At 64.4% G+C, this 24,363-nt stretch carries 28 protein-coding genes and 2 pseudogenes; 13 read left to right on the top strand and 17 right to left on the bottom strand.

Annotated elements, in window-relative coordinates:
• Positions 1-99: 99 nt before the first annotated feature.
• The gene (locus tag RA26_RS06825) at positions 100-972 is read right to left on the bottom strand and encodes a formate dehydrogenase accessory sulfurtransferase FdhD (protein ID WP_241482605.1); all 873 of its coding nucleotides are present in this window, start codon (positions 970-972) and stop codon (positions 100-102) included.
• Positions 973-1,036: 64 nt separating this feature from the next.
• On the opposite strand from RA26_RS06825, the gene RA26_RS06820 reads away from it, so the two are divergent.
• Together RA26_RS06820 and RA26_RS06815 are read left to right on the top strand one after the other, a co-directional pair.
• Complete coding sequence (locus tag RA26_RS06820) at positions 1,037-1,765, top strand: AzlC family ABC transporter permease (protein ID WP_039181701.1); 729 nt, start codon at positions 1,037-1,039, stop codon at positions 1,763-1,765.
• Positions 1,762-2,091 (top strand): AzlD domain-containing protein, encoded by a 330-nt coding sequence (locus tag RA26_RS06815; protein ID WP_039181697.1) that lies wholly within the window; start codon positions 1,762-1,764, stop codon positions 2,089-2,091. Before RA26_RS06820 ends, RA26_RS06815 begins: the two co-directional genes overlap by 4 nt.
• A gap of 24 nt (positions 2,092-2,115) precedes the next feature.
• Here the strand turns inward: RA26_RS06815 and RA26_RS06810 are convergent, their stop codons facing one another.
• The 6 genes and pseudogenes from RA26_RS06810 to RA26_RS23415 all read right to left on the bottom strand — a co-directional run.
• Entirely contained in the window at positions 2,116-2,733 is a 618-nt protein-coding gene (locus RA26_RS06810) for a hypothetical protein (RefSeq protein WP_039181695.1), read from the bottom strand.
• Between the two features lie 16 nt (positions 2,734-2,749).
• Complete coding sequence (locus tag RA26_RS06805; protein WP_039181692.1) at positions 2,750-2,884, bottom strand: aa3-type cytochrome c oxidase subunit IV; 135 nt, start codon at positions 2,882-2,884, stop codon at positions 2,750-2,752.
• 163 nt (positions 2,885-3,047) lie between these two features.
• Positions 3,048-3,500 carry a DUF6173 family protein gene (locus RA26_RS06800; RefSeq protein ID WP_039149668.1) on the bottom strand — a complete coding sequence of 151 codons (453 nt, stop codon included), beginning with the start codon at positions 3,498-3,500 and terminating at the stop codon, positions 3,048-3,050.
• 26 nt (positions 3,501-3,526) lie between these two features.
• The gene (locus RA26_RS06795; protein WP_039181689.1) at positions 3,527-4,573 is read right to left on the bottom strand and encodes an MBL fold metallo-hydrolase; all 1,047 of its coding nucleotides are present in this window, start codon (positions 4,571-4,573) and stop codon (positions 3,527-3,529) included.
• A gap of 5 nt (positions 4,574-4,578) precedes the next feature.
• A complete protein-coding gene (locus RA26_RS06790) occupies positions 4,579-6,282 on the bottom strand; it encodes an acyl-CoA dehydrogenase (RefSeq protein WP_039181687.1) in 1,704 nt (567 codons plus the stop codon).
• A 115-nt stretch (positions 6,283-6,397) separates the two neighbouring features.
• Positions 6,398-6,499 (bottom strand): annotated as a pseudogene (locus RA26_RS23415) (hypothetical protein); the annotation flags it as partial.
• Between RA26_RS23415 and RA26_RS23410 the strand changes: the two are divergent.
• A pseudogene (locus RA26_RS23410) lies at positions 6,466-7,038 on the top strand (L-threonylcarbamoyladenylate synthase); the annotation flags it as partial. The pseudogenes RA26_RS23415 and RA26_RS23410 overlap by 34 nt on opposite strands.
• Positions 7,021-7,374 (top strand): Sua5 family C-terminal domain-containing protein, encoded by a 354-nt coding sequence (locus tag RA26_RS23405; protein ID WP_446720172.1) that lies wholly within the window; start codon positions 7,021-7,023, stop codon positions 7,372-7,374. The pseudogene RA26_RS23410 and the gene RA26_RS23405, both read left to right, overlap by 18 nt.
• Positions 7,375-7,502: 128 nt before the next feature.
• Here RA26_RS23405 and RA26_RS06780 read toward each other — a convergent pair whose 3' ends face one another.
• Positions 7,503-8,060: a YqgE/AlgH family protein gene (locus RA26_RS06780; protein WP_039181681.1), complete on the bottom strand. Its 558-nt coding sequence runs from the start codon at positions 8,058-8,060 to the stop codon at positions 7,503-7,505.
• Between the two features lie 179 nt (positions 8,061-8,239).
• Between RA26_RS06780 and RA26_RS06775 the strand changes: the two genes are divergently transcribed.
• Positions 8,240-9,061 (top strand): protein-disulfide reductase DsbD domain-containing protein, encoded by an 822-nt coding sequence (locus RA26_RS06775; protein WP_039182085.1) that lies wholly within the window; start codon positions 8,240-8,242, stop codon positions 9,059-9,061.
• The gene (locus RA26_RS06770) at positions 9,058-9,519 is read left to right on the top strand and encodes an NUDIX hydrolase (protein WP_039181678.1); all 462 of its coding nucleotides are present in this window, start codon (positions 9,058-9,060) and stop codon (positions 9,517-9,519) included. The genes RA26_RS06775 and RA26_RS06770 overlap by 4 nt, the downstream gene beginning before the upstream one ends.
• On the opposite strand, the gene RA26_RS06765 is transcribed toward RA26_RS06770, so the two are convergent.
• From RA26_RS06765 to RA26_RS06740, 6 genes are all read right to left on the bottom strand, one after another.
• The gene (locus RA26_RS06765) at positions 9,489-12,884 is read right to left on the bottom strand and encodes an efflux RND transporter permease subunit (RefSeq protein WP_039181675.1); all 3,396 of its coding nucleotides are present in this window, start codon (positions 12,882-12,884) and stop codon (positions 9,489-9,491) included. The genes RA26_RS06770 and RA26_RS06765 overlap by 31 nt on opposite strands.
• Before the next feature lie 5 nt (positions 12,885-12,889).
• Entirely contained in the window at positions 12,890-14,344 is a 1,455-nt protein-coding gene (locus RA26_RS06760; RefSeq protein WP_039181672.1) for an efflux RND transporter periplasmic adaptor subunit, read from the bottom strand.
• Positions 14,345-14,470: 126 nt separating this feature from the next.
• Entirely contained in the window at positions 14,471-15,013 is a 543-nt protein-coding gene (gene moaB / locus RA26_RS06755) for a molybdenum cofactor biosynthesis protein B (protein ID WP_039181669.1), read from the bottom strand.
• Positions 15,014-15,634: a LysE family translocator gene (locus tag RA26_RS06750; RefSeq protein ID WP_039181666.1), complete on the bottom strand. Its 621-nt coding sequence runs from the start codon at positions 15,632-15,634 to the stop codon at positions 15,014-15,016. It lies immediately after the preceding gene.
• Positions 15,631-16,230: a metallophosphoesterase family protein gene (locus RA26_RS06745; RefSeq protein WP_039181663.1), complete on the bottom strand. Its 600-nt coding sequence runs from the start codon at positions 16,228-16,230 to the stop codon at positions 15,631-15,633. The genes RA26_RS06750 and RA26_RS06745 overlap by 4 nt, the downstream gene beginning before the upstream one ends.
• A gap of 9 nt (positions 16,231-16,239) precedes the next feature.
• Positions 16,240-17,004: a uracil-DNA glycosylase gene (locus RA26_RS06740; protein WP_039181660.1), complete on the bottom strand. Its 765-nt coding sequence runs from the start codon at positions 17,002-17,004 to the stop codon at positions 16,240-16,242.
• 154 nt (positions 17,005-17,158) lie between these two features.
• Between RA26_RS06740 and RA26_RS06735 the strand changes: the two genes are divergently transcribed.
• The 6 genes from RA26_RS06735 to RA26_RS06710 are packed head-to-tail and all read left to right on the top strand — an operon-like array spanning position 17,159 to position 21,224.
• Positions 17,159-18,121 carry an aspartate carbamoyltransferase catalytic subunit gene (locus RA26_RS06735; RefSeq protein WP_193747591.1) on the top strand — a complete coding sequence of 321 codons (963 nt, stop codon included), beginning with the start codon at positions 17,159-17,161 and terminating at the stop codon, positions 18,119-18,121.
• Between the two features lie 5 nt (positions 18,122-18,126).
• Positions 18,127-18,660, top strand: a complete 534-nt coding sequence (locus tag RA26_RS06730; protein ID WP_039181654.1) for a hypothetical protein — start codon at positions 18,127-18,129, stop codon at positions 18,658-18,660.
• Complete coding sequence (locus RA26_RS06725) at positions 18,660-19,043, top strand: hypothetical protein (protein WP_039181651.1); 384 nt, start codon at positions 18,660-18,662, stop codon at positions 19,041-19,043. Before RA26_RS06730 ends, RA26_RS06725 begins: the two co-directional genes overlap by 1 nt.
• Complete coding sequence (gene pyrC, locus RA26_RS06720; RefSeq protein ID WP_039181647.1) at positions 19,040-20,350, top strand: dihydroorotase; 1,311 nt, start codon at positions 19,040-19,042, stop codon at positions 20,348-20,350. Before RA26_RS06725 ends, pyrC begins: the two co-directional genes overlap by 4 nt.
• Positions 20,350-20,955, top strand: a complete 606-nt coding sequence (gene plsY / locus RA26_RS06715; protein ID WP_039181645.1) for a glycerol-3-phosphate 1-O-acyltransferase PlsY — start codon at positions 20,350-20,352, stop codon at positions 20,953-20,955. Before pyrC ends, plsY begins: the two co-directional genes overlap by 1 nt.
• A complete protein-coding gene (locus RA26_RS06710) occupies positions 20,952-21,224 on the top strand; it encodes a hypothetical protein (RefSeq protein ID WP_082015772.1) in 273 nt (90 codons plus the stop codon). The genes plsY and RA26_RS06710 overlap by 4 nt, the downstream gene beginning before the upstream one ends.
• Here the strand turns inward: RA26_RS06710 and lfb1 are convergent.
• Complete coding sequence (gene lfb1 / locus RA26_RS06705) at positions 21,214-21,564, bottom strand: LIC10280 family protein (RefSeq protein WP_039181643.1); 351 nt, start codon at positions 21,562-21,564, stop codon at positions 21,214-21,216. The two genes, RA26_RS06710 and lfb1, sit on opposite strands and share 11 nt — an antisense overlap.
• A 238-nt stretch (positions 21,565-21,802) precedes the next feature.
• On the opposite strand from lfb1, the gene RA26_RS06700 reads away from it, so the two are divergent.
• Positions 21,803-22,279 carry a YHS domain-containing (seleno)protein gene (locus RA26_RS06700; RefSeq protein ID WP_039149391.1) on the top strand — a complete coding sequence of 159 codons (477 nt, stop codon included), beginning with the start codon at positions 21,803-21,805 and terminating at the stop codon, positions 22,277-22,279.
• Positions 22,280-22,388: 109 nt separating this feature from the next.
• Here the strand turns inward: RA26_RS06700 and RA26_RS06695 are convergent, their stop codons facing one another.
• Both RA26_RS06695 and RA26_RS06690 read right to left on the bottom strand, forming a co-directional pair.
• On the bottom strand, positions 22,389-23,759 hold the full coding sequence (locus RA26_RS06695) for a glutamate--cysteine ligase (RefSeq protein WP_039181640.1): 1,371 nt from the start codon (positions 23,757-23,759) through the stop codon (positions 22,389-22,391).
• 65 nt (positions 23,760-23,824) lie between these two features.
• The gene (locus RA26_RS06690; RefSeq protein ID WP_039181637.1) at positions 23,825-24,352 is read right to left on the bottom strand and encodes a hypothetical protein; all 528 of its coding nucleotides are present in this window, start codon (positions 24,350-24,352) and stop codon (positions 23,825-23,827) included.
• Between the last annotated feature and the right edge of the window lie 11 nt (positions 24,353-24,363).

Raw genomic sequence — 24,363 nt, 5'->3', positions numbered from 1 at the left:
ACGCACTCCGTTCTCGATTGACTTACCTGGCCGAGAGGCCAGGCAGCGCCCGCCCCCCAACGGGGCGGGCGCTGCCTTCTATGCTCACAAGCAAGCTTCTCACCCCGCACTCTTCCGCCGGTGCTTCTTTTCTTCCACCGGCGCGTCCCTGGGGTCCATGTCCCGCAACAGCCGTTCCTCGCCGGACAGGCAAATGAACCGCTGGCCGCGCATACGGCCGATCAGGGTGAGGCCAACCTCGCGGGCGATCTCCACGCCCCAGGCGGTGAAGCCCGACCGGGACGCCAGCACCGGGATGCCCATCATCGCCGTTTTGATCACCATTTCGGAGGTCAGCCTGCCGGTGGTGTAGAGGATCTTATCCGCCGCTTCCGCCTGCTCTGACAGCATCCAGCCCGCAATCTTGTCCACCGCGTTGTGGCGGCCGACGTCCTCCATATAGACCAGCGGGCGGTCCTGCTGGCAGAGCACGGTGCCGTGTATGGCGCCGGCCTCCAAGTACAGCGAGGGCGTGCGGTTGATCTTGTGGGCCAGCGCATAGAGCCAGGAGGTGCGGACCTCGGCCTCGGGCAGGCGCACGTCCTCCAGTCCCTCCATCATGTCGCCAAAAACGGTGCCGACGGCGCAGCCGGAGGTGCGGGTCTTCTTCTTCAGCTTTTCCTCGTGGCTGGTTTCCACCGCGGTACGCACCACCACGGTTTCCAGGTCCTCGTCATAGTCGACGCGGGTGACCTCATCTTCGTCGCGCAGCATCCGCTGATTGCGCAGGAAGCCGAGCGCCAGGTATTCCGGGTAGTCGCCGATGGTCATCGCGGTGACAATTTCCTGCGAGTTCAGAAAGATGGTCAGCGGGCGCTCCTCCACCACAGCAATCTCGCTTTGCTCGCCATTCTGGTCGACGCCGGTGACCGCGCGTGTCAGCCGCTGGTCGGAGACACCGGGGGCGATCAGATATTCTGACGTGATATCCATACTCACCAATTGCATTCCTTCTGCGTCCGCCGTAGGGCGGTTCAACGCAATCTAGGACGCGCAGATGGCAATCACCACCACCAAATCGGCCTTCTGGAAGGGGTTTCGCGACAGCGCACCGTTTCTGTTCATGGCCTCGCCCTTTGGCTTTCTGTTCGGGGTGCTGGCGGCGGAGGCCGGGCTGGTCGTGCCGGAGGCCTTTGCCTTTTCGCTGACGGTCTTTGCCGGAGCGGCCCAGTTCACCGCGCTGCAGCTGATGCAGGAGAATGCGCCGCTGATCATCATCCTGATCTCTGCGCTGGCGGTGAACCTGAGGATGGCGATGTATTCGGCGTCGCTGACGCCCTACCTGGGTGATGCGCCGATGTGGCAGCGCGCGATTGCTGCCTATTTCATCGTCGATCAGTCCTACGCGCTGTCGGTTGTGCAATTCGAACAGGAGCCGGAGATGCCGCTGGCACAGCGGGTTGCCTATTTCTTTGGCACCAACGGGCTGATCACCCCGGCCTGGGTGATTGCCACCGCATTGGGGGCACTGGTCAGCACCCGGATCCCGGAGAGCTGGGGTGTGGATTTCGTGCTGCCCCTGGCGTTTCTGGCGATGATCGGCCCGATGCTGCGCACGCCGGCGCATGTGGCGGCCTGTTTTGTGGCGGTGGCGGCCTCGCTGCCTGCCTCTGCCCTGCCCTATAACCTCGGCCTGATCGTGGCAGGCATTGCCGGCATGGTTGCGGGCGCGCAGGCGGAATTGTGGCTGGACCGGCAGAAGGCAAAAGCGGAGGGCGCAAAATGAGCAGTATCCCCACACCCATCTTGTGGACCGTGATCATCGGGCTGGCGCTTGGCAGCTATGGGTTGCGGTTTGCCTTCATCGGTTTCATGGGCGGAAAGCCAATCCCCGAGTGGCTGATGCGGCATCTGCGCTATACCGCCGTGGCGATCATCCCGGCGCTGGTGGCGCCGCTGGTGGTGTGGCCTGCGCCCACGGGTGGCGCGCCCAGCCTGATGCATTTTTCCGCCGCTGCGGCGACCTTCGCCGCGGGCTATCTTACGCGCAACGTGCTGATCGGCCTTGGAACCGGCGGGCTATGCCTGCTGCTCTTGTATCTCGCCGCCTGAGCGCTCTGCGCCCCGGCGGAAGAATTACTCTGCCGCGTTCAGCGCGGCGTCGCTTTTGGTAATGCCTGCCTGCAGATCGGCGCTGTCGTTCTCATAGTAGCGTTCCGTCACCACACCGGGCAGCTGGCCGAACTGGGCGGACAGTTTCTCCGGATAGAAGGTGCGGTCGAGGCTTTCGAAGCCCGGGATCTGCTGCAGGATGCCGATGGTGGCCTGGGCGCAATAGGCGCCGGGCACGCGTCCGTTGGTGACTGCCAGCTGATAGGCCTTCTGGGCCTGCTCCGGCGTCACCTCAACCCGCTGCACCACCACATGGAAGGTGCTGCGCGCATGGGCGCCGCGGTAGGCCTTCTCGACTGCCGGAGTAATACCGTAAAGGACATCGTTCCGCTCTGGTACTACTGAGGCGTAGAACGAGCCTGCCGGATCGAAAATCACCCGTTCCGAAGCGTTGATCATCAGCGACGCATGGCCGCCCCGCCCGGTGCGGTTGTTGATCATCGTATAGAGGGTGAGCGTTGCAGGGCCAGGGTGGCGGTAGGCCACCTTGGCCAGGGTTTCGGCATCCGCGTTAGGCTGCTGCGGCGCCGCGCAACCCGCAAGCGCCAGCATCACCGCGCCGAGGCAGAGCAGATTGCGCATCAATATTGTCCCGGGATCAGGTGGCGAACATAGCCAGGAACAGCGCGAGGAACACCATCGCGATGCAGAAACGGGTCACGAAGGTCATGAAGCTCGAGAACATCTTCTCCTGAACGGTGATGTCCATGGTGCCGTGCTGGTGATCAGCCATGTGAGTTATCCCTCAAAATTCACGTGCGTTTTCCCGGTGATTACCGGATTTGCCGCCCCCTGTCACCACGTCATTCGGGCGCATCCCGGGGAAATGCCGCCCGGGAACCACAGAAAACCGCTGCGAATCCCGCGGCTGCGGCCCAGGCGGCGAATCGTGCGGCTCACTCTTGCTGCAGATCCGAGGCGAGGCGGAAACCGATACGGTTGGCGGGCTCTTCCTCGCGTGCCTTGGGCACTGCGCGCAGCATTACATTGAGCTGACTGACATGCTGCACCAGCTGGGTCCGGGAGCCGTCGGGCTCACTGCCGTAGTAGGTGATGATGTCCGGGTCGAAATAGCCCATGCCCTCGATCCTGAGCACACCGGCATTGCCGCCGGTGAAGCCCATTGCGACCTCGTGTTCAGCGTCCAGCTGCTGTTCGAAGTTCTGGATATAAAGGATCAGCCGCTCATAGGCCCAGCGGGCCGGGCTTTTGGCGGCATCCGGTTTCTGCAGCTTCTCCGGCACTTTGGTGAGGCCGGCGCAGGCCTCCGGATCTGCATGGACTTCATGCACGCAGGGCAGCACCGCCGCCTCTGCCGCCTCGGCGCTGGTGGAAATCTCGTCGCTCATGGTGCCTCCCCTTTCCGGGGTGCGGATCACCCCTTGCTTTGATAGAGCCAGGCACCGTCTTCGCGTTTCCAGCGCGCCACCTGGCCGGTGTGGTACAGGTGATTTACATGGGCTACCGCCTCGACCAGTGCAAGCCCGTACTCACCTTCGCCGATTGTGCGCTTGAACAGCGGCGCAAAGCAATCAGCAGCTGTCCGCGGCACGGAAAGGTGATCCATCAGCCGCTCCAGCGCGCCGTGGTGGTTGCCAATGAGCTGCTGCATCCGAAGCGGCAAACGTGAGAACGGCAGCTTGTGGCCGCCAAGCGCCAGGTGATCGGGACGCGCCAGTTTCGCCAGCCGCTCGCAGGCCTCCAGCCATTCGCCCAGCGGATCGGCCATCGGTTCGGTCGCATAAACACCGATGTTGGGGCTGATAGTCGACAGGATCTGATCGCCGGTAATCACCAGGTTGTCGTCGCGGCTCCAGAAGGTCGCGTGCTCCGGGGCGTGGCCGTTGCCGGTGTGCACATCCCAGTCGCGCCCGCCCATGCGGATTACATCTCCCTGCTTGATGCGGGTGAAGCCCAGCGGCATCGGATGCACGGTGTCGGCAAAGTTGAAGGGCCGGTCATTGACGCGCTTCTCATAGACCTCAGGCGCCATGCCGGCGCTGCGGTAATAGGCCAGCGTCTCTTCCGGCCACGTCTCTTGCACATCCAGCGTCAGCATCCGTGCGAACAGCCAGGCGGTGCGGGTGGTGACCAGTTCGGCGCCGTGGACGCTCTGGAACCAGCCCGCCAGCCCGATGTGATCCGGGTGGTGATGGGTGACGACGACGCGCGTCACCGGCTTGCCCTTCAAGGGGCCTGCCATCAGGCTTTCCCAGATGCCGCGGCTTTTGCGGGAGTTGAAACCGGTGTCGATCACCGTCCAGCCGTCGCCCTCATCCAGCGCGTAGATGTTGACGTGATCCAGCTTCATCGGCAGCGGCTGGCGCATCCAGAGGACGCCCTCGGCCACTTCGATCGCCTCGCCCGGGGCGGGCGGTTCTTCCCAGGGAGTGCGGGGGGAGACGTCAGGGAGATCGGTCACGGCTGTCAGCCCGCCAGTTCATCAAGGCTGAGGGCGAAGGTGCCTTCTGCCCCGGCCTGCGCATGGGCCAAGAGCGCGCTGTGCTCCGGCAGCATCCGGGTGATATAGAAACGGGCCAGCTTCTCGCGCGGGCCGCCCTGATCCGCCATCGCGGCCGCCAGGTGAAAATGGCCGCCCAGCACCCGGGCAAAGGCGCGCAGGTAAGGAACCGAGCCCGCAAATCGGTCCTGCATGTCCTGCTGGGACACCAGCCATTCGGTGGCCTCGCGCAGGGATTCACACGCCTGCCAGACGGATTCGGCCATGTTCGGATGGGTGGCGCGGGCGCGTTCAGCCTGTTCCTCGATCTCGTCGATCAGGGCAAAACCCATTTCGCCGCCGTCCATCATCTTGCGCGCCACCAAGTCCATCGACTGAATGCCATTGGTGCCTTCGTAGATCGCTGTAACCCGCACGTCGCGGTAATACTGCGCGGCGCCGCTTTCTTCGATGAAACCCATGCCGCCATAGACCTGCACCCCGGTTTCCGAAACGCGCATGCCGGTGTCAGTGCCGAAAGCCTTGGCAATCGGCGTTAAGAAGGCCGCGCGGGCCGCCCAGTCGCTGCCCCCAGTGGCGGTGTGCATATCGATGGCACGGGCGCAGGCCATCAGGATTGCGCGGGAGGCAAAAAGATCCGCCTTCATTTCCATCAGCATCCGGCGCACATCGGCGTGGTCGGCGATGAAGCCGCTGGCAGTCTTGCCCTGCTTGCGCTCCAGCGCATAGGCCAGTGCATGCTGATAAGCGCCCTCGCCCGCACCAACGCCCTGGCCGCCGACACCAAGGCGCGCGTTGTTCATCATCGTGAACATCGCCGCCATGCCGCCGTGCTCCGGCCCGACCAGCCAGCCGGTGGCACCGTCGAACTGCATCACACATGTGGGGGAGCCGTGCAGGCCCATCTTGTGCTCCAGGCTCACCACCTTCAAATCATTGGCCTTGCCCGGGTTGCCGTCCGCATCCGGCAGAAATTTCGGCACCAGAAACAGCGAGATCCCCTTGGTTCCCGGCACCCCGTCGGGCAGCCGCGCCAGCACCAGGTGGCAGACGTTGCCGCAGAAATCTGTGTCACCCCAGGAGATAAAGATCTTCTGCCCCGAGATGGCGTAGGTGCCGTCGCCGTTCGGTTCCGCCTTTGAACTGAGCGCACCGACATCGGACCCGGCCTGCGGCTCGGTCAGGTTCATGGTGCCGGACCACTCCCCGGAAATCAGCTTGGGCAGATACAGCTCCTTGATGGCGTCTGACGCATGGTGTTCGAGCGCTTCGATCTGGCCTTGGCTCAGCAGCGGTGCCAGCTGCAGCGACAGACAGGCGCCGGCCATCATTTCATAGACCGCGACAGCGACCGTCTGCGGCAGCCCCATGCCGCCGAATTCCTCCGCCGCACTTATGCCGACCCAGCCACCATCGCAAATGGCCTGATAGCCATCGGCGAACCCGGGCGAAGTCCGCAGCACACCGTTTTCCAGACGCGCAGGATGCAGGTCGCCATTGCGCTGCAGGGGCGCCATCACCTCGTCGCACAGCTTGCCTGCTTCTGTCAGGATCGCGCTTACGGTGTCGGTTGTTGCTTCGGCAAAACGGTCTGTGGCAGGGATGCTGTCATAGCCCACAACGTGGTTCAGCAAAAATTCATACTCGGAAACGGGGGCGCGGAATGTCATGGGCGTCCTCTGGCGGGGGTTTCTGGGGCCTGCGGCGCGGGCAGTCTTGGCTTCCCGGCGCTGGCCCATTATGGTCTGTGGCTTGTCCGATTACCTAACCGGGCGCTTATTTCAATCAACCAAAACGCCGCGTCACCCGGAATGCCCCAGCAGAGCACTGAAATCCTTGCCGCAACGGCAAGCGGCATCGCCCGCGCCGCCCGGCTTTTGCAGGCCGGGCAACTGGTCTCCTTCCCGACCGAAACGGTTTATGGCCTTGGCGCTGATGCCCGGCAGGGCAAAGCGGTTGCGGCCATTTACGAGGCCAAGGGGCGGCCGTCATTCAATCCGCTGATTGCCCATGTCCATTCGGCAGAGGCCGCGCGGCGGTATGTGCAATGGAATGACGTTGCGGAACAGCTGGCCGCGGCCTTCTGGCCAGGGCCGATGACTTTGGTGCTGCCGCTGCGTGCGGGGCACGGGATCTCGCTGCTGGTTACGGCGGGGCTGGAGACGCTTGGCGTGCGGGTGCCCGCTCATCCGGCGGCGCAGGCGCTGCTGCGGGAGCTGGACGGGCCGGTGGCCGCACCTTCCGCCAACCCTTCGGGCAAGATCAGCCCGACCACGGCTGCGCATGTGAAGGCCGGGCTGGACCGCCGCATTGCCGCAATCCTGGATGACGGCGCCTGCGGTGTGGGGCTGGAATCCACCATCATCGGCCTGGCCGGACCGGACCCGCTGCTGCTGCGCCCCGGCGGGCTGGCGGCGGAAGAAATCGAAGCCGTGCTGGGCCGCAAATTGGCAGAACGCGATGTGCACGACCCGCTGACTGCGCCCGGTCAGCTGCTGTCGCACTACGCCCCCGGCGCGCCGGTGCGGCTCAACGCGGAGGCACCGCGCAGCGGCGAGCTTTATCTTGGCTTTGGGCCCGGACCTTGCGATCTGAACCTGTCTGAAAGCGGTGACCTGGCAGAGGCCGCGGCCAATCTCTTTGGGCATCTCCACCAACTGGATGCCCTTGGCAAGCCGATCGCTGTTGCGCCGGTGCCGATGCGTGGGCTGGGCGAAGCCATCAATGACCGCCTGCGCCGCGCCGCTGCGCCGCGGGATTGAGAGCCGCAGCGGTGCCATCCCGGCCGCGCCCATCGCAGATGGGCACCCGGCCCAAGGGTTTTGGGATTATCTTTGAAAATCAGAAAATGCGCGGGAGCCTTCCGCTTGCGCCGCCCGGATTTTAGTTTTCAGGCGTGGCCCGCACTGGACGACAACGTGAGCGGATCAACTCCCAAGGTCTTCAGCGCGGCCCCCCATTTGCTGTCATCCGCAAGCCCGAATACCAGGTCCGGACTGGCCTCGGCTGTCAGCCAGCCGTTCATGGTGATCTCCGATTCCAACTGCCCCGGCCCCCAGCCCGCATAGCCCAGCAGCACCAGCAGCTGTTCCGGCCCCTGACCCTCGGCGATGTCCTCCAGAATATCCAGCGTCGCGGTCATCGAAAAGCCGCCCGGAACCTTCAGGGAACTCACATCCGATTCGTAATCCGGTGTGTGCAGCACAAAACCGCGCTGGGTCTCCACCGGACCGCCAAAGCGCACCGGCAGCGCCGCTGCCGCGTTGCTGTCGCCGCCCAGGTCCAGCTGCTCCAGCAGATCGCCCAGCGCCACGCCGTCGGCGGGCTTGTTGACGATCAGCCCCATAGCGCCCTCCTCGCCGTGAGAACACAGGAAGATCACCGAATGCTCGAACCTCGGGTCGCCAATTCCAGGCATTGCAATCAAGAGCTTGCCAGTCAGATCCATGAATTTCCGTCTTTCTGCTGCCTCCCCCCACCATGACGCGCACCCGCTTGCCGCGCAAGGGGCGCATCGGCGCAACTCCGCGCAGGCTCCGGCAAATTTGCCGCAAACACAGAGGGATGCGGGCGGCATGACCGGATCGTGACTTGGCAAACGGGGCTGGCGGGCGCATGTATTCGGGTATGAAACGGACAATGCTCAAAACCGCTGCTGCCGCGGCAGCTTTGCTGGCTGCTGCAAGCGGGTCGTCTGCATTTGCCGGCGCTGCGGACAGCGATATCGTGCAGGTCGAGGTGCTGGATGGCGGGATGACGTCCCGCGGCACCCATATGGGGGCGCTGCGGATCACCCTGCAGCCGGGATGGAAGACCTATTGGCGTGCGCCCGGCGATGCCGGCATCCCGCCCAGTTTTTCCTGGCGCGGGGCACGCAATGTCGGCCGTCTATCGATCACCTGGCCTTCGCCCGAAGTTTTCCTGACCTCCGGCTACCGAACCATTGGTTATCATGACCAGCTGGTGCTGCCGCTGGAGATCACGCCTGCGTCCCCAGGCAAGCCGGTGCGCCTCAAAGGGCGGATGCAGCTGGGGGTGTGCAAGGATGTCTGCGTGCCGGCCGAGCTGAAGTTCGACCAGGAGCTGGACGGCAGTGCAGGCCGCCACCCGGCAATTGCTGCAGCCATGGCGAGCCGCCCCTGGTCAGCCAAGGAAGCGGGCGTGCGCAAGGCCACCTGCAGCCTGCGCCCGTCGCAGTACGGCATGACGGTCACCGCCCGCATCTCGATGCCCTCTGCCGGCGGCGAGGAGGTTGCGGTTATCGAACCGGGCAACCCCAAGCTATATGCCGGTGAAACCACCACCCGCCGCGAAGGCGGGCAGCTGGTAGCGGAAACCGAGTTCCTGCCTGCAGACGGCAACGCCTATGCCATCGACCGCTCGCAGCTGCGGATTACGGTACTGGGGAAAAATCACGCGGTTGATATTCAGGGCTGCAGCGCCGGATGAGCGCAGCCAGCAGCCCTGCCCGCCCGGTTCTGGGTACCATTGCCGTGGTCTGCCGCCATTTCAGCGGGCAGGACCATGTCATTCTGGTGCAGCGCGGCAAGGAACCGAACGCAGGCTGGTGGGGCTTTCCCGGCGGCCATGTGGAGATGGGCGAGACCGCCCTGCAGGCCGCGGCGCGCGAGCTGATGGAAGAAACCGGCGTGACCGCCCGGCCGCTGGAGTATCTCACCAATGTGGATGTGATCTCGCACCATGCGTCCGGTGTAGCGCAGCGGCAGTATCTGCTGACCGTGGTGCTGTGCGAGCACCTGAGCGGCGAACCGGTGCCGGACGATGACGCAGAACAGGCCGAATGGATTCCGATTGCGGAAATCGAGACCCGCGGGCTGCAGCTTCTGGATCAGGTCGGCGGCGTGGCGCGGCTGGCTCAAGCCCGCTGGCGAGCGTTGAGCCGATAGGCAATTCCACCCGCGGCATAGGCCAGCAGTGCCAATGCGAAGGCCCCCAGAAGGAACGCCAGCAATCCGGCCCGCACCGGCTCCATTGCCGCCAGTGCCGGGATCATTCGCAGCACCGGATGCAGCGCTCCTGATGCCATGGCCCAGCCCAGCGTCAGCACCAGCCAGCCCAGTTGCGCCAGCGCGGTGCCCAGAACCAGCCAGCGCAGGCGCCCAGCCCCCTGCCCCAGCGCGCGGCGCAGGGATGTCAGCGGCCGCGACAGGTCGCGCTGCATGGCAACCAGCGCAGGCACCACCAGCAGGACAAGGAACATCCCGAACCCCAGGCCATAGACAAGCGTGATTACCGTGGGTTTTAGGAACTGCGCCTGCTGTGAGCGTTCGAACAGCAAGGGCGCCAGGCCCAGCACTGTGGTCATTGTGGTCAGCATCACCGGCCGCAGCCGGTCTGCTGCCGCGTCGATGATCGACGGGATCAGGCCGCGGTCCCGCGCATACTGGTCGATGGTTGTCACCAGAACGATGGAATCGTTGATGATGATCCCGGTCATCCCCAGAAGGCCAACCACGGTGAACATGGACAGCGGCACCTCCCACACGTAGTGGCCCCAGATCGTGCCGACGAGACCGAAGGGGATAATCGCCATCACCACCAGCGGCCGGGTCCAGCTGGCAAAGATCCAGGCCAGCACCAGGTAGATGCCGGTGAGGCAGAGGATCAGCCCGGTGCCTGCCTCCTGCAGGAAGGTCTGTTCCTGCTCCGCCAGCCCTGACAGGCGCCATTCCACCTGCCGTTCACTGGCAATCGTTGGCAGGATCTCGTTCTGCAGCGCTTGCGTCACCGCTTCGGCGCGGGCCGGTTCGTCCTCGGAGATGTCGCCAGTCACACTGATCACCCGGATGCCGTTTTCGCGGCGCACGGTGGAGAACCCGGTGCGCTGGGTGACCGAGACGATATCGGCAAGCGGCACGTAGATGCCGCTGGGGGCCCGCATTAGGGTGCGCTCCAGGAAATCAGCGGTCAGTTCGTTCTCTGGCAGCTCCACCCGGATGGTGGCGCTGCGCGGGCCGTCGGGATAGGTCGCGGCCTCAATCCCGTTGAGCCGCGCCCGAAGCGCCTGCCCCAGGCTGCCAATGGTGAAGTTCAGCGCCTGGCCCTGCGGGGTCAGATCGAGGATCACCTCCTCCTTGTCGTAGGCGAGATTGTCCTCAACCGCTGAAACCTCCGGAAAACGCAGCAACGCGGTTTTCAGGTCTTCGGAGGCATCTTTCAGCACCTGCACGCTGGGGCCGGAGAACTGCACGTCCAGCGCGTCGCCGCCAGGCCCCGACCGCCAGCTGCGGAAGGAAATCGTCTCGACCATCGGGTGGCGCACCACCCGTTCCTGCAGCTCTGCCACAAAGGCAAAGCTGGAATAGGGGCGCAAGTCCGCATCGATCAGTTCGATCGAGATACCGCCCAGCAGGTCGGTATCCTTGGCCTCCACCCCGCTGAGACCGCGGCCGGCATTGCCGCCGGTTTCGGCCATCACGAAATCCAGCGGGTTGCGGCCGTAACGCTCCGCATATTCGGCGCCCAGTGCTTCTGTCGCGCGCTGCATTTCCTGCATCATCGCCATTGTGTCGGTGCGGCTGGCGCCCTCCACCATGGCGAAATTACCTGTGACCGAGCCGCGCTCCGGCGCGTTGAAGAAGCGCCACTGCACGTCACCGTTGATGAACAGCGCCGCCTGGCTGGCCAGGATTGCCAGCGCACCTGCCAGCACAGCGTAACGGGCAGTCACGATGCAGCCCATCAACGGACGGAAGGCGTGGTCCCGCAGCCAGCGGAAGCCGCGGTTCACCATCCGGTTCGGCCAGTCGTACCAATGGCGCGCCTGGGCATGGGTCAGCGCATGTGCCAAGTGGTTGGGCAGGATCAGGAAGCATTCCACCAGCGACGCCGCTAGCACCGCGATCACAGTGAAGGGAATGTCGCGGATCAGTTCACCGAACCGCCCGCCCACCAAGGTCAGGCCAAAGAATGCGATGATGGTGGTGAGCGTTGCAGCAAAGACGGGCATCGCCATGCGGCGGGCCGCATTTTCAGCGGCTTGCATCGGGCTTTCACCCAGCCGCCGGACCCGGAAATCGGCGTGTTCACCCACCACGATGGCGTCGTCCACCACGATGCCCAAAGTGATGATCAGACCAAACAGGCTGACCATGTTGATGGTGATCCCCGCCGCATACATCAGCGCCACCGCAGCAAACATCGACGCCGGGATGCCCATTGCCACCCAAAAAGCGATGCGGGTGTTCAGGAACAGGAACAAGAGGCACAACACCAGGCCAAGCCCCATCAGGCCATTGTCGACCAGGATATCCAGGCGGTCAGTTATGGACTGGGCACGGGTCCGGATCAGTTCCGCCGTCACCCCCTGCGGCAGGCTGGCCTGCATCTCATCCACGACCTCCTGCACCTGTGCCTGCAGGCGGATGGCATTGCCCTGATCGGAGCGGTCCACCCGGATCGACATCGCTGGGTTGTCATTGACGAAGTAGGAGCGGTTGCGGTCGACGCCCTCAACCCGGATCTGCGCCACATCGGCGATGGTCAGCACGGAGCCATCGGCATTTGTGCGCAGCACGATGGCCGCCAACTCATCCGGCTTTCGCTTTTCGCTGCCGGTGCGGACGCGGGCGTTGGCGCCGCTGACATCGCCTGCAGGGTCGGCATCAACCTCTGCGGCAATCGCCTCCGCGATCTCGCGCATGGTGATGTTGTGGGTGATCAGTTTGGCAGTAGGCACCTCTACAATCGTTTCCGGCGCAGCCACGCCGCGGATCGTGGTGCGGGTGACACCGGCCTCAAAGAGGCGCACAACCAGCTCATCAGCGAACAAACCCAGCTGCCCTGCCCCGACCGGGCCGGTGATGACTACATCTGTCACCCGGTCCCGCCAGGCGCCGCGGCGCACCTCTGGCTCCTCCGCCTCCTCCGGCAGGGTGGTGATGCCGTCGACCGCGGTCTGCACATCGTCTGTGGCCTGCCCCATGTCGGAGCCGGGCTCGAACTCCAAGGTCAGGGTCGCCAGTCCTTCGCGCGAAATCGAGGACGTCTCCTCAACCCCGTCGACGGCAAGCAGCGCGGGCTCCAGCACCTGCACGATGGCGCTGTCCACGTCCTCGGGGCCGGCGCCCTCCCATTCGACGGTAACGGTGACGCGCTCGACGATCACATCCGGAAAGAACTGCGCCCGCATGTTGGGCATCGCCGCCGCGCCCAGCACCAGCATGATCACCAGCAAAAGGTTGGCCGCGGTGCGGTGGCGGGTGAAATAGCTGAACAGCCCGCGGGCCTGCCGGGGAAGCCTGCGCGCCATCGGGGTCAGCCTCCCATCCGGGATTCAATCCGGCTGATCAGCTGCGCGGGCACCTTGGCCTCTGCCAGCTGCTGAAGCATCTTTGCCTTCATTTCAGAGGGCATCCGGCTGTTACCCTCAACCAGAGCCACCAGCCGTGCGCGGCGTTCGTCCGTAAGTTCGATCAGCTCCGGCAGAACCTGCACTTCTGCGCCCTGCCGCAAGGGTCGCACCTTGATGCCAGCCCCCAGCAAGGGTGTGCGCCCGGTGACAACTTCGCGGCCTTCCAGCCCTGAGCCGCGGATCAGCACGTCATCGCCTTGGCGGCGCACCAGCTCAACCGGCAGCGCCTCCAGCCGGTCCTCTTCGCCCAACAGCAGGACGGTCCCGTCTGCGCCCAGTGCGGATGCAGGCACCCGCGCGACGGCACGAACCTCAGGCTCTGTCACATGGACGGTCACGAAGTCCTCCGGCTTGAAACCGGGAGCGGCGTCCAGGCTGGCATAGACCAGCCGCCCAGTCTGTCCGTCGCCCGCGGCACCGCTGGCGCGCGAAATCCGCCCGGTTGCACTGAGGCCGGCACCAGCTGCGTCCAGCGCCACCCGCACCGGCGCCTCCAGTAGACGCCCCTCGCCGTCCAGCAGCCGGGCGTATTGCGCGGTAGAGACGCGGAAGGCCACCTCCAGCAGGTCCGGGTCAACCAGATCCGCGAGTTTCTCGTTGGCAGACACAAGCCGGCCCTGCACCAGGCTGACCGACTGCAGCGTGCCATCAAAGCCTGCCTTGATGGTGGTGTCATCTAAATCCCGCCGCGCTTCATCCAGCGCAATCTGCGCCCGGGCCACCCGGGTGGCGGCCTGATCTGCGCGCGCCTCTGCCTGGCTTACGGCCTGACGGCGCGAGATCACGGTCTGGCGGGCCTGAACCGCGGCAAGCTCTGCGGTTTCCACCGTGGCCGCAGTGCCGACCCCGCGCTCCTGCAGATCCACCTGCCGCTGGAAGGCGCGTTCGCGCAGCTGCGCCTGATCCTGCGTCGCCTGAAGCTCGTCCTGCGCCAGGATCAGCGCGCGGCCGGCATCCCGCTCCTCGGCCCGGGCGTCCATCATGTCTGCCTCAGCCCGGTCCAGCGCCGCCTGTGCATCGGCCGGGTCGATCTGCACCAGAACCTCGCCAGCCCGGACTGCGCCACCTTCCTCAAAGTCCTCAGACAGCTGCACCACGCGGCCGCCGGCGGCCGTGCGCAATTCCAGTGTGCGGCGGCTTTCGACGCCGCCAAAAGCCGTGAGTTCAGGTGCCACCGTCTGCAGATCCGCGGTCACAACATTGACTGCAAAGACCCGCTCACGCACCGGCGGCGGCTTGCGTTCCGCGCTGAGCTGCGCCTCGATAGCACCGAAAATCAGCTGCCCGGCGTAAAGCAGCAGGGCCGCCGTCAGCGACGCCAGGAAAAGCCCCATCAAACTCTGACGCAAAAAGCGCATGTCTCTCCCTTCCGGTGGCGGCTGCTGCCGGGGCCGCGCATGGGCCGGTAAAGTGCAAAAGCCTTGTGCCCGCTTGGAAATATAGGATTTTCCGCGCAGGTTTGCGAGATTACACGCCGCGAAGGGTTACTTCCGGCGCAGATGTTCCTCCAATCTGGGCATGATTTCCACGAAATTGCAGGGCCGGTGCCGGTAATCGAGCTGCTTTGACAGGATTTCATCCCAGCCATCCTTGCAGGCGCCTGGGCTGCCCGGCAGCGCAAACAAGTATGTGCCGCCCGCAACACCGCCGGTGGCCCGCGACTGCACTGCGCTGGTGCCGATCTTCTGCATCGAGACCCAGGTAAAGACGGTGCCGAAGGCCTCGATCTCCTTCTCGTAGACGTCTCGGTGCGCCTCCACCGTCACGTCGCGGCCCGTCAGACCGGTGCCGCCGGTTGAGATCACCACGTCGACCTTTGGATCAGCGATCCAGGCGCGCAGCTGGGCGGCGATCTCTGCCCGCTCATCGGGGATGATCTTGCGGTCGGCTAGGGTGTGGCCAGCCTCGCGCAGCCGGTCGGCCAGCACCTGGCCAGAGCGGTCGTCCTCCATCTTGCGGCTGTCCGAGACCGTCAGCACCGCAATGCGGACCGGGATGAATTCCATGCTTTCGTCGATACGGGACATCTATGCCCTCTCCATAATCGCCAGCCGCACGGCCAGCCCTGTGAAAATTCCGGCCGAGATCCGGCCGAGCCAGCGCGCAAACAACGGTGAGCCGGTCAGCTGCCGCCCAGCCTGACCTGCAAAAATGCCTACGAGGCCGTTGATGACAAACCCGCCCACCGCGAGAATCAGGCCAAACACCAGGAACTGCGCCAACACCGGCCCGGCCTCGGGCCGCACGAACTGCGGCACAAAAGCCAGCACAAACAGAATGACCTTGGGATTGGTGAGATTGACGAGGAAGCCGGAGCGGAACGCCCGCCGGACAGGCACCGCCGGCGTATTTGCCCGGACAGGGCCTGTACGCAAAGCGCCCCAGGCAAGGTAGAGAAGATACGCCACACCGACCCAGCGGATCACATCAAACATCCCGGGCATGGCAGAGACCACGGCACCCAAGCCTAGCCCGACCAGCGTCACATGCACCATACTGCCAGCTGAAATACCCGCACTGGCCGCCACCGCTGCCGCACGTCCGGAGCGCAGTCCCTGACCGAGACAGAACATCATGTCCGCACCCGGCGTAAGGTTCAGCGCCAGCGCGGCCGGGACAAAGGCCAGCAGGGTCACGGCATCAATCACGGCTCGACCTCGAACCAGCTCACCCCGGGTCCGAGATTGGCCACCTGTGTCTTACCCAGATTGCCGCGGAAGCCCCAGCAATCATGCACATGGCCGCAAAGCAGCAGCTGCGGCTGGATCCGCTCAGCGGCAGCTCTTACTGCAGAGGAGCCTACGGACAGCCCGCCGGAGGTCACATCCCCGAACCCTTTGGGGGGTGAATGAGAGATCAGAACATCCGCATGATCGCAGGCGGCCAGCATAGCGCCCGCCTGTACCTCGCTCAGATCGCAGGACCAGCCGCCAAAGGGTGTCTCGGGCACACCATAGCCCAGACCGAACAGGCGCAGGCCTTCGATATCCGTGCCTTCGCCATGCAGGACCGTGGTGTTCGCAAATCCTGCCGCGCGCAACTCATCGGCGCTTTCGCCATTACCGGGCACGGCCACCATCGGAGCCTTCAGTCCCGACAGCATGGCAACGGCACTGTCCATCCCCATCCGCATGTTGCAGAAATCGCCAGCGCCGATGACCAGATCCGCACCCGCACTGGCAGCGACGATATCTGCGGCATGAGAGGCAGAAAGATGCAGATCGGAGAACGCCAGAATTTTCATGGAACTACCTCAGGTCAAGCTCCCAAGCCGTGCCTTCAATTCCAAAAGATCGGCCCAGGCCAGCCGTTTCTGCGCGGGCTGACGCAGCAGATAGGCAGGGTGGAACATCGGTATTACCGGCTTGCCCCAGGCCTGATCCCACTGCCCGCGCAGCCGGGTGATGCCGCGTTTACCCAATACTGCCTGACAGCTGATATTGCCCATCAGCACCAAGATCTCAGGCTCAGCCAATGCAACATGCCTTTCCAGAAAGGGTGTCAGCATGGAGATCTCTGCTGGCAGCGGGTCGCGGTTCTGCGGCGGCCGCCAGGGCAGGACATTGGTGATATAGACGTTCTCAGAACGGCTGAGGCCGATTGCCTCCAGCATCTTGTCCAGAAGCTGCCCGGCGCGTCCGACAAACGGCTTGCCCTGCAGATCCTCGTCACGGCCCGGGGCCTCGCCGATGATCATTACCCGCGCACCCGCTTGGCCATCGGAGAACACCAAATTGCGGGCGCCGCGTTTCAGGTCGCAGTGGCTGAACCCGCCCATCGCGTCACGCAAGGCAGGCAAGGAAGCAGCTCCCTTGGCGGCCTTCTGGGCCACTTCGACCGGATCAACTTCCTTGGGCTTGGGCGGCGGCGCGGGGGCAGCACCCGGTTTCGGCTTCGGCGCGGTCTGCTCCAGCGCATAGCGGTCGACCGGTTCGTCGCACAGCGCCTCGGTGGCGCCAAGCTCCGCCTGCCACTCCAACAGCGCACGCGCGCTCCAGTAATCCAATGCCGATTCCATGCGCCCAAGCTACTCCGCCCGCCGGACAAGCGGAACACCTCCCGGTCATCTTGCTGCAAATACTCAAATTCTCTGGCCGCACCCCGCACGCAGCCGTTGCCCGTTCCGCCCCCCCCGCCTATAAGAACCGGCAAATCACGCGGAGCTGCCACCTATGTCCTTCGAACACCGCCACTTGCTTGGCATCGAACCGCTGAAGCCGCATGAGATCACCGCGATCCTTGACCTGGCCGACGACTATGTGGCGCTGAACCGCCGCCCGGAAAAGCACTCTGACGTGCTGGCGGGGCTTACCCAGATCAACATGTTCTTTGAGAACTCCACCCGCACCCAGGCCTCTTTCGAGCTGGCGGGCAAGCGGCTGGGCGCCGATGTGATGAACATGGCGATGCAGGCCTCGTCGATCAAAAAGGGCGAGACCCTGATCGACACCGCGATGACGCTGAATGCAATGCACCCGGACCTGCTGGTTGTCCGCCACCCGCACTCCGGCGCGGTGGACCTGCTGGCCCAGAAGGTGAACTGTGCAGTGTTGAACGCGGGCGACGGAAAGCATGAGCACCCGACCCAGGCGCTGCTGGATGCGCTGACCATCCGCCGCTCCAAGGGCCGCCTGCACCGGCTGAACATCGCGATCTGCGGCGACATTGCCCACAGCCGCGTCGCGCGCTCCAACCTGATCCTGCTTGGTAAGATGGAAAACCGCATCCGTCTGATCGGCCCGCCAACGCTGGTGCCCGGCCAGTTCGCCGAGTTTGGCGCCGAGATTTACGACGACATGCGCGAGGGGCTGAAGGACGTGGACGTCGTCATGATGCTGCGCCTGCAGAAGGAACGCATGGACGGCGGTTTCATCCCGTCGGAGCGCGAGTATTACCACCGCTATGGCCTCGACGCCGAGAAACTGGCGCTGGCCAAGCCTGACGCCATTGTCATGCACCCCGGCCCGATGAACCGCGGAGTCGAGATCGACGGCACTCTGGCGGACGACATCAACCGGTCTGTTATTCAGGAGCAGGTCGAGATGGGCGTCGCGGTGCGCATGGCGGCGATGGACCTCTTGGCCCGCAACCTGCGCGCCGAGCGTCAAGCGTCCAATCAAAGCCGGGCGGGCTGAGCGGCTTGGAGGGCGTGATTTATATCCCGGCAGGTGAACGCGGTGTAATCCGGCTCTTTGCGCTCGGCATGCGACCGGAACAGGCGGCGTTCCTGAAAGAGCCCGGCGCACTGGCGCAAGTGCTGGGGATCGAAGCGCTGGACATGGAACAGGTGGAGATCTTTCCGGTCTCGGACCTGGAGGATATCGGCCTGACCGGTTACCTGACCGAGGGCTGCGGCGTGCCGCGGACGCAGATCGAAGAAGACCGGGAAATGCTGCAGGCCCTGGAAGGCCATGTGCTTCTGATCCGCTCCCGTGCTTTTGGCGGTGAAGAGACGCGGCTCACCCCGGCAGACCAGATCGTGCTGAAGGGCACCTATGGTGAACGGCGGACCAATTGGAATGCTGCTCCTGAGACCGCCGAGAGCGCCAAGCCCTATTCCGCACCCAAGCTGTCCCCCCGCGAGGCGCGCAGCCAGGCCCGCCGGATTGGCGCCACGCTGTTTGCCATTGTGATGGCGCTGATCGCCCTGGCGGTCTGGGCTTTGGTGTTCTGATGGCCGGAATAGAATTCAAACCCGACCGCAGCGCCTATGTCCGCGCACATGCCTGGATGGCGGCGATAGGCATGAGCGGAGCAATGGCCGTGTTGTGGTTCATGGACAGCCCCCACATCTGGACGGGTGCCGTAGGCGGGCTGGCAGCCATCGCCCTGCGCGGCTGGTACATGGCCAGCGAGGAGCTTGGTGTGGTCTGGACCTTGACCGGTGAGACCCTCTCTGGCCCTGCAGGGCGCTCAGTGCAGGTTTCCCAAATCGAGGCCGTCAAAACCATGGGCAGCTATGTGCAGGTCATCACCAAGGGCGGCGACAAGCACCTGATCAAATACCAGGCCGACCCGGCCGCGACCCTCAACGCAATTGAAAGAGCCAAGGCATGAGCACTCTCTTCATCAACGCCCGCCTGATCGACCCTGAGGCAGGCACCGACTCGCCGGGGGCAGTTCTGGTGCGGAACGGACGGATCGCGGCGGTTGAAAAGGATGCCGCCAACCCTGCGCAGATGCTGCAGGCGCTTGGCATCGCGCCGGAAGACGTGACAAAGGTGGACTGCGGTGGCAAATGCCTGGCGCCGGGGATCGTGGACATCGGCGTCAAAGTTTGCGAGCCGGGTGAGCGCCACAAGGAAAGCTATAAATCAGCAGGTTTAGCGGCTGCGGCGGGCGGCGTGACCACCATCGTCACCCGGCCGGATACCACCCCCGCGATTGACAGCCCGGAGAGTCTGGAATTCGTCACCCGCCGCGCCCAGTCTGATGCGCCGGTAAACGTGCTGCCGATGGCTGCGCTGACCAAGGGGCGTGACGGACGGGAGATGACCGAGATCGGTTTCCTGATGGACGCCGGCGCGGTGGCTTTTTCGGACTGCGACCATGTGGTCAGCAACACCAAGGTGTTCCAGCGGGCACTGACCTATGCACGGTCCTGCGGCGCGCTGGTCATCGCCCACCCGCAGGAACCGGTCCTGAGCAAGGGCGCGGCTGCAACCAGCGGCAAGTTTGCCGCGCTTTACGGCCTGCCCGCGGTGTCACCGATGGCGGAACGGATGGGGCTGGACCGCGATATTGCCCTCTTGGAAATGACCGGCGCGAAATACCACGCCGATCAGATTACGACAGCACGCGCCCTGCCCGCGCTGGAGCGCGCCAAGGCCAACGGCCTGGATATCACCGCGGGCACCTCCATCCACCACCTGACACTCAATGAGCTGGACGTGGCGGGCTACCGCAGCTTCTTCAAGGTAAAGCCGCCGCTGCGTTCCGAAGACGACCGGCTGGCAGTGGTTGAGGCGGTGCGGACCGGGCTGATTGACACCATCTCCTCCATGCACACCCCGCAGGATGAGGAAAGCAAGCGTCTGCCGTTCGAGGAAGCTGCGGCCGGCGCGGTTGCGCTGGAAACGTTGCTGCCCGCTGCGCTGAGGCTTTACCACGCCGAGCTCCTGGACCTGCCAACCCTTTTCCGCGCCATGTCGCTGAACCCGGCCAGGCGTCTAGGGCTGGAAAGCGGCCGACTGGCCGCGGGCACGCCCGCGGACTTGGTGCTGTTCGACGCAGATGTGCCGTTTGTGCTGGACCGTTTCAAACTGCGCTCAAAATCACAGAACACGCCCTATGACGGCCAGCGGATGCAGGGCCGGGTCGAGGCGACATATGTGGCGGGCGAGCCCGTCTACCGGAGGGACTGATGCCTGTACTCGAAAGCTCTGCCATTGTGCTGGTCCTTTGGGCGGCGATTGGCTACGGCCTCGGTTCCGTACCGTTCGGACTGGTGGTTACCAAGGCGTTTGGCCTCGGCAACCTGCGGGAAATCGGGTCAGGCAACATTGGCACCACAAACGTGCTGCGCACCGGCAGCAAACCCGCCGCGGCACTGACGCTGCTTCTGGACGGCGGCAAGGGCGCGGCGGCGGTGCTTCTGGCCCGCTTTCTGGCCGGCGAGGATGCGTCGCAGATGGCAGGGCTGATGGCCTTCCTCGGCCATTGCTTTCCGGTCTGGCTGGGCTTCAAGGGCGGCAAGGGGGTGGCAACCTTCCTCGGCCTGATGCTGGCACTGGCCTGGCCGGTGGGCATCGCCTGCTGCCTGACCTGGCTGGCGGCAGCGGCAATGACCCGGATTTCCTCGATGGGCGCGCTGGTTTCGGCCGCGTCGGGCGCGGTCTGGGCCTTGCTGCTGGGTTACCTTCCGGTTGCCCTGCTGGCCGCGCTGCTGGCGGCAGTGGTGTTCATCAGGCACTCGGCCAATATCGCCCGCCTGCGGGCGGGCACTGAGCCGCGGATAGGCCAGAAGTGACGCCGGAGGAGCTGCAGGCCTTTCTTGCAGCATTCGACGCCCTGCCGCTGGGCGCCTTCACCGGGACTGCGGAAGGGTGCAAGTACATGGTGTCCCGCGAAGACCTGGCCGGCGGCAAATCGCAGAAGCTGGTGGCGCGGGAACTGGGCGGCACGGATTACATCAGCCTCAACCTTTACCGGCTCACGTCCGGCGCCCGCCTCAAACCCTGTGAGATGCCTGCGGAGAAGGTGGTCCGCTTCGTGCTGGCACTGCAGGTTATGGAATGAGCCGCTCCAAAGCGCGGCCGTTGGACCAGGTGCCGTGCAGCTCACCGCTGGGCATCCGCACGTAGACCACCGGGTAGGTATCGCCCCAGTCGACCCAGACCACATCGCCGTTGCGGGTGCCGGTCCCGGCATAGGCCTGGGCACCGACCTGCCAGCTCATCTCGATCGCACCGCCATAGTCCTGGATTTGCACCGTGCCGGTATAGGTGGTGCCATCGGGGTTGCGGCCTTCGGCGCGGTAGCTGCCGCTGATGTCCTGGGCCGCGGCCGCCCCTGCAAAGGCTGCTGCTGCCAACAGGCCGACCAGCGCGGCGCGGCGGGTAGTGAATGAGCGTGTCATCCTGTCCTCCGTTCTTTGTGCCCAGTCTGCCTGCGTCCGGGCGGCCTGTCATCCGTTCTGCGCACCACTGCACAGGCGGCAGCCAACCTGCGCACAGTCAAATTGAGTTGTTTTGAATGTGATCGCCCGGCTCTCCACATCGGTTCCGTGACCCGCAGCATACCGCGGCACACATGGTGAAACGCCGGCCGGGCAAGCATTTGGGAACGCCACGGCCGGGATTTGAAAGGACGGGACCATGAACAAAGTAAAAGCACTGATCAGCGGTGTGGCTCTGTCGGTTGCAATGGCAACCTCGGCACTGGCGGCGGGCGTTGAGATCAACGCATCCTCCACTGGCCTGGCCATGCAGGGCTATGACCCGGTCGCATATTTCACGGACGGTGCCCCTACCAAGGGCAGCTACAAAATCACTTCCATTTACAATGACGCAACTTACCGTTTTGCCTCGGAAGAGCACAAAGCGGCCTTTGAGAAGAATCCCGAAGCCTATGTTCCGGCCTACGGCGGCTACTGCGCCTTTGGCACCGCGATGGGCTTCAAGTTCGACGGTGATCCGAACCACTGGAAAATCGTCGACAACACCCTGTACCTGAACCTGTCGCAGGACATTCAGGAACGCTGGGAGGGCGACATCCCGGGCTTCATCGAGAAGGCCAGCGTCAACTGGACCGATATTGCTGAAAAGACCCCGGAGGAGCTGCAGGCCCAGTAACGCCTGAAGCCACCACTCGCAAAAAACAGCCGGCGGCAGGATATCCTGCCGCCGGCTTCTTTCAATGAGAAAGGCCGCGCCCGAAGCGCGGCCTGTTCTATTCCTGTTATCAGTAAGCGAACTCGCCGTAGATCCGGCTGAGGTCGCCCTCCCAGGCGCCATTGTAGCGCTCCAGCAGCTCATCCGCGGGCACCTTGCCGGTCTCCAGGCTGTCCTTCAGCGCATTCAGGAAGTGGGTTTCATCTGGCACCAGACCGCCAGCGCCAGGGCGCGCACGCGCCTTGAGGCCGCTTTCGGAAATTGCCACCGCCTCGCGGGCCAGTTCGTGCATGCTGATGCCATTCACCTTGGCCTGCAGGCCCTGTTCAGAGGCGGCAACGCGCAGGGCGTCGCGTGTTTCCGCGTCCCAGCCCTTGACTAGGTCCCAAGCTGCATCCAGCGCACTTTGGTCATAGGTGAGGCCAACCCAGAAGGCCGGCAGCGCACACAGGCGGCGCCAGGGGCCGCCGTCAGCGCCGCGCATCTCGATGAATTTCTTGATGCGGGCCTCGGGGAAGATGGTCGTCAGGTGATCAGCCCAGTCGCTCAGCGTCGGGGTTTCGCCCGGCAGCGCCGGAAGTTCACCCTTGAGAAAGTCGCGGAAAGACATACCCAGCGCGTTGATGTACTCACCGTTGCGGTAGACAAAATACATCGGCACATCGAGCGCATACTGCACCCAGGCCTCGAAGCCGAAGCCCTCCTCGAACACAAACGGCAGCATGCCGGTGCGGTCGGCATCGAGCGAGCGCCAGACGCGGGCACGCCAGGATTTATGGCCGTTGGGTTGTCCGTCCAGGAACGGAGAATTGGCAAACAGCGCGGTTGCGACCGGCTGCAGTGCCAGTGCCACGCGCAGTTTCTGCACCATGTCGGCCTCGGACGAGAAGTCGAGGTTCACCTGCACGGTGCAAGTGCGGCGCATCATGGTGGTGCCCATGGTGCCGACTTCCTGCATGTAGCCGTCCATCAGCTTGTATCGGCCCTTGGGCATCAGCGGCATATCTTCATGGTGCCACACAGGGGCAGCGCCCAGACCAATGAAGCCGACGCCGATCTTGTCGGCGATGTCCTTGACGTCGCGCAGGTGCGCGTTCACCTCGTCGCAAGTTTCGTGGATGGTTTCCAGCGGCGCGCCTGACAATTCCAGCTGGCCACCCGGCTCCAGGCTGATGTTGGCACCGTCTTTGGTCAGGCCGATGAGGTTATCGCCTTCGATCAGCGGCGCCCAGCCGTGGCCGTCGCGCAGCCCCTCCAGCACCGCCAGAATGGAGCGTTCACCGGCATAGGGCAGCGGCTTCAGCGTATCCTTGCAGAAACCAAACTTCTCATGCTCGGTGCCGATGCGCCAGTCTTCCTTGGGCTTGCAGCCATCGGCAAGGTATTGGGCAAGCTGCTCATGGCGTTCGATCGGCCCGCCGCCGGACTGGGGAATGGACATGCCTGGCACTCCGTCCTGTTAGATCTGTCTTGAAGGGTCAGTCGTGGGCGGAATCGCCGCCAGTGTCAATGCAGGCGCTGATGTTCCGGACGGCTGTCAGCACGCTCCCAGATCACGACCTGGTGAGGGCCGCGGCGTTGCAGCTCTGCCAGCATCCGCTCAGTCTTGAGGCCCGGAAGGGCCGCAAAGACATCAAACAGCGCCTCATAGCCTTCGGCGTTGACAGGGATTGCCAGCGTCGGCTGGCCAGGCTGCTCCAGCAGCCAGTGCGGCGGTTTGGAAGTGTGATCCAGCGCCAGCCGCTCCAGTTCCGAGGTTGCAACAGCACCGCCGTTAAGCGGCCCGAAATAAGCAATCTGCCCCTCGTCGACCTGCACCACGCCAGGGCCGCCACTGCCGCGCCGAAATCGCATTCGCTGAACGCCGATGACGGCGGCGATCAGACCGGTTGCAACCAGCGCCCAGCCGGTGATTGCGGTAAAGCCGGCCGCGGAATACGCCCATTTCAGCCCCAGCAGGAACATCAGCGCTGCGGCCAGAACCTCGCGCCATTGCCACAGTGTTTCGCGGGCTTCAGGGCGGATGAAACTCATTTGTTTCGCCT

This window comes from Leisingera sp. ANG-M7, from assembly GCF_000813965.1.
Classification (GTDB): domain Bacteria; phylum Pseudomonadota; class Alphaproteobacteria; order Rhodobacterales; family Rhodobacteraceae; genus Leisingera.
This window is presented reverse-complemented; position numbering and strand designations above follow the sequence as displayed.

Bases quoted from the DNA above. Each gene is read 5' to 3' on its own strand.
- RA26_RS06825 (WP_241482605.1), bottom strand. From the start codon at position 972: ATGGATATCACGTCAGAATATCTGATCGCCCCCGGTGTCTCCGACCAG.
- RA26_RS06820 (WP_039181701.1), top strand. From the start codon at position 1,037: ATGGCAATCACCACCACCAAATCGGCCTTCTGGAAGGGGTTTCGCGAC.
- RA26_RS06815 (WP_039181697.1), top strand. From the start codon at position 1,762: ATGAGCAGTATCCCCACACCCATCTTGTGGACCGTGATCATCGGGCTG.
- RA26_RS06810 (WP_039181695.1), bottom strand. From the start codon at position 2,733: ATGCGCAATCTGCTCTGCCTCGGCGCGGTGATGCTGGCGCTTGCGGGT.
- RA26_RS06805 (WP_039181692.1), bottom strand. From the start codon at position 2,884: ATGGCTGATCACCAGCACGGCACCATGGACATCACCGTTCAGGAGAAG.
- RA26_RS06800 (WP_039149668.1), bottom strand. From the start codon at position 3,500: ATGAGCGACGAGATTTCCACCAGCGCCGAGGCGGCAGAGGCGGCGGTG.
- RA26_RS06790 (WP_039181687.1), bottom strand. From the start codon at position 6,282: ATGACATTCCGCGCCCCCGTTTCCGAGTATGAATTTTTGCTGAACCAC.
- RA26_RS06780 (WP_039181681.1), bottom strand. From the start codon at position 8,060: ATGGATCTGACTGGCAAGCTCTTGATTGCAATGCCTGGAATTGGCGAC.
- RA26_RS06775 (WP_039182085.1), top strand. From the start codon at position 8,240: ATGAAACGGACAATGCTCAAAACCGCTGCTGCCGCGGCAGCTTTGCTG.
- RA26_RS06770 (WP_039181678.1), top strand. From the start codon at position 9,058: ATGAGCGCAGCCAGCAGCCCTGCCCGCCCGGTTCTGGGTACCATTGCC.
- RA26_RS06765 (WP_039181675.1), bottom strand. From the start codon at position 12,884: ATGGCGCGCAGGCTTCCCCGGCAGGCCCGCGGGCTGTTCAGCTATTTC.
- RA26_RS06760 (WP_039181672.1), bottom strand. From the start codon at position 14,344: ATGCGCTTTTTGCGTCAGAGTTTGATGGGGCTTTTCCTGGCGTCGCTG.
- moaB (WP_039181669.1), bottom strand. From the start codon at position 15,013: ATGTCCCGTATCGACGAAAGCATGGAATTCATCCCGGTCCGCATTGCG.
- RA26_RS06745 (WP_039181663.1), bottom strand. From the start codon at position 16,230: ATGAAAATTCTGGCGTTCTCCGATCTGCATCTTTCTGCCTCTCATGCC.
- RA26_RS06740 (WP_039181660.1), bottom strand. From the start codon at position 17,004: ATGGAATCGGCATTGGATTACTGGAGCGCGCGTGCGCTGTTGGAGTGG.
- RA26_RS06735 (WP_193747591.1), top strand. From the start codon at position 17,159: ATGTCCTTCGAACACCGCCACTTGCTTGGCATCGAACCGCTGAAGCCG.
- RA26_RS06725 (WP_039181651.1), top strand. From the start codon at position 18,660: ATGGCCGGAATAGAATTCAAACCCGACCGCAGCGCCTATGTCCGCGCA.
- pyrC (WP_039181647.1), top strand. From the start codon at position 19,040: ATGAGCACTCTCTTCATCAACGCCCGCCTGATCGACCCTGAGGCAGGC.
- plsY (WP_039181645.1), top strand. From the start codon at position 20,350: ATGCCTGTACTCGAAAGCTCTGCCATTGTGCTGGTCCTTTGGGCGGCG.
- lfb1 (WP_039181643.1), bottom strand. From the start codon at position 21,564: ATGACACGCTCATTCACTACCCGCCGCGCCGCGCTGGTCGGCCTGTTG.
- RA26_RS06700 (WP_039149391.1), top strand. From the start codon at position 21,803: ATGAACAAAGTAAAAGCACTGATCAGCGGTGTGGCTCTGTCGGTTGCA.
- RA26_RS06695 (WP_039181640.1), bottom strand. From the start codon at position 23,759: ATGTCCATTCCCCAGTCCGGCGGCGGGCCGATCGAACGCCATGAGCAG.
- RA26_RS06690 (WP_039181637.1), bottom strand. From the start codon at position 24,352: ATGAGTTTCATCCGCCCTGAAGCCCGCGAAACACTGTGGCAATGGCGC.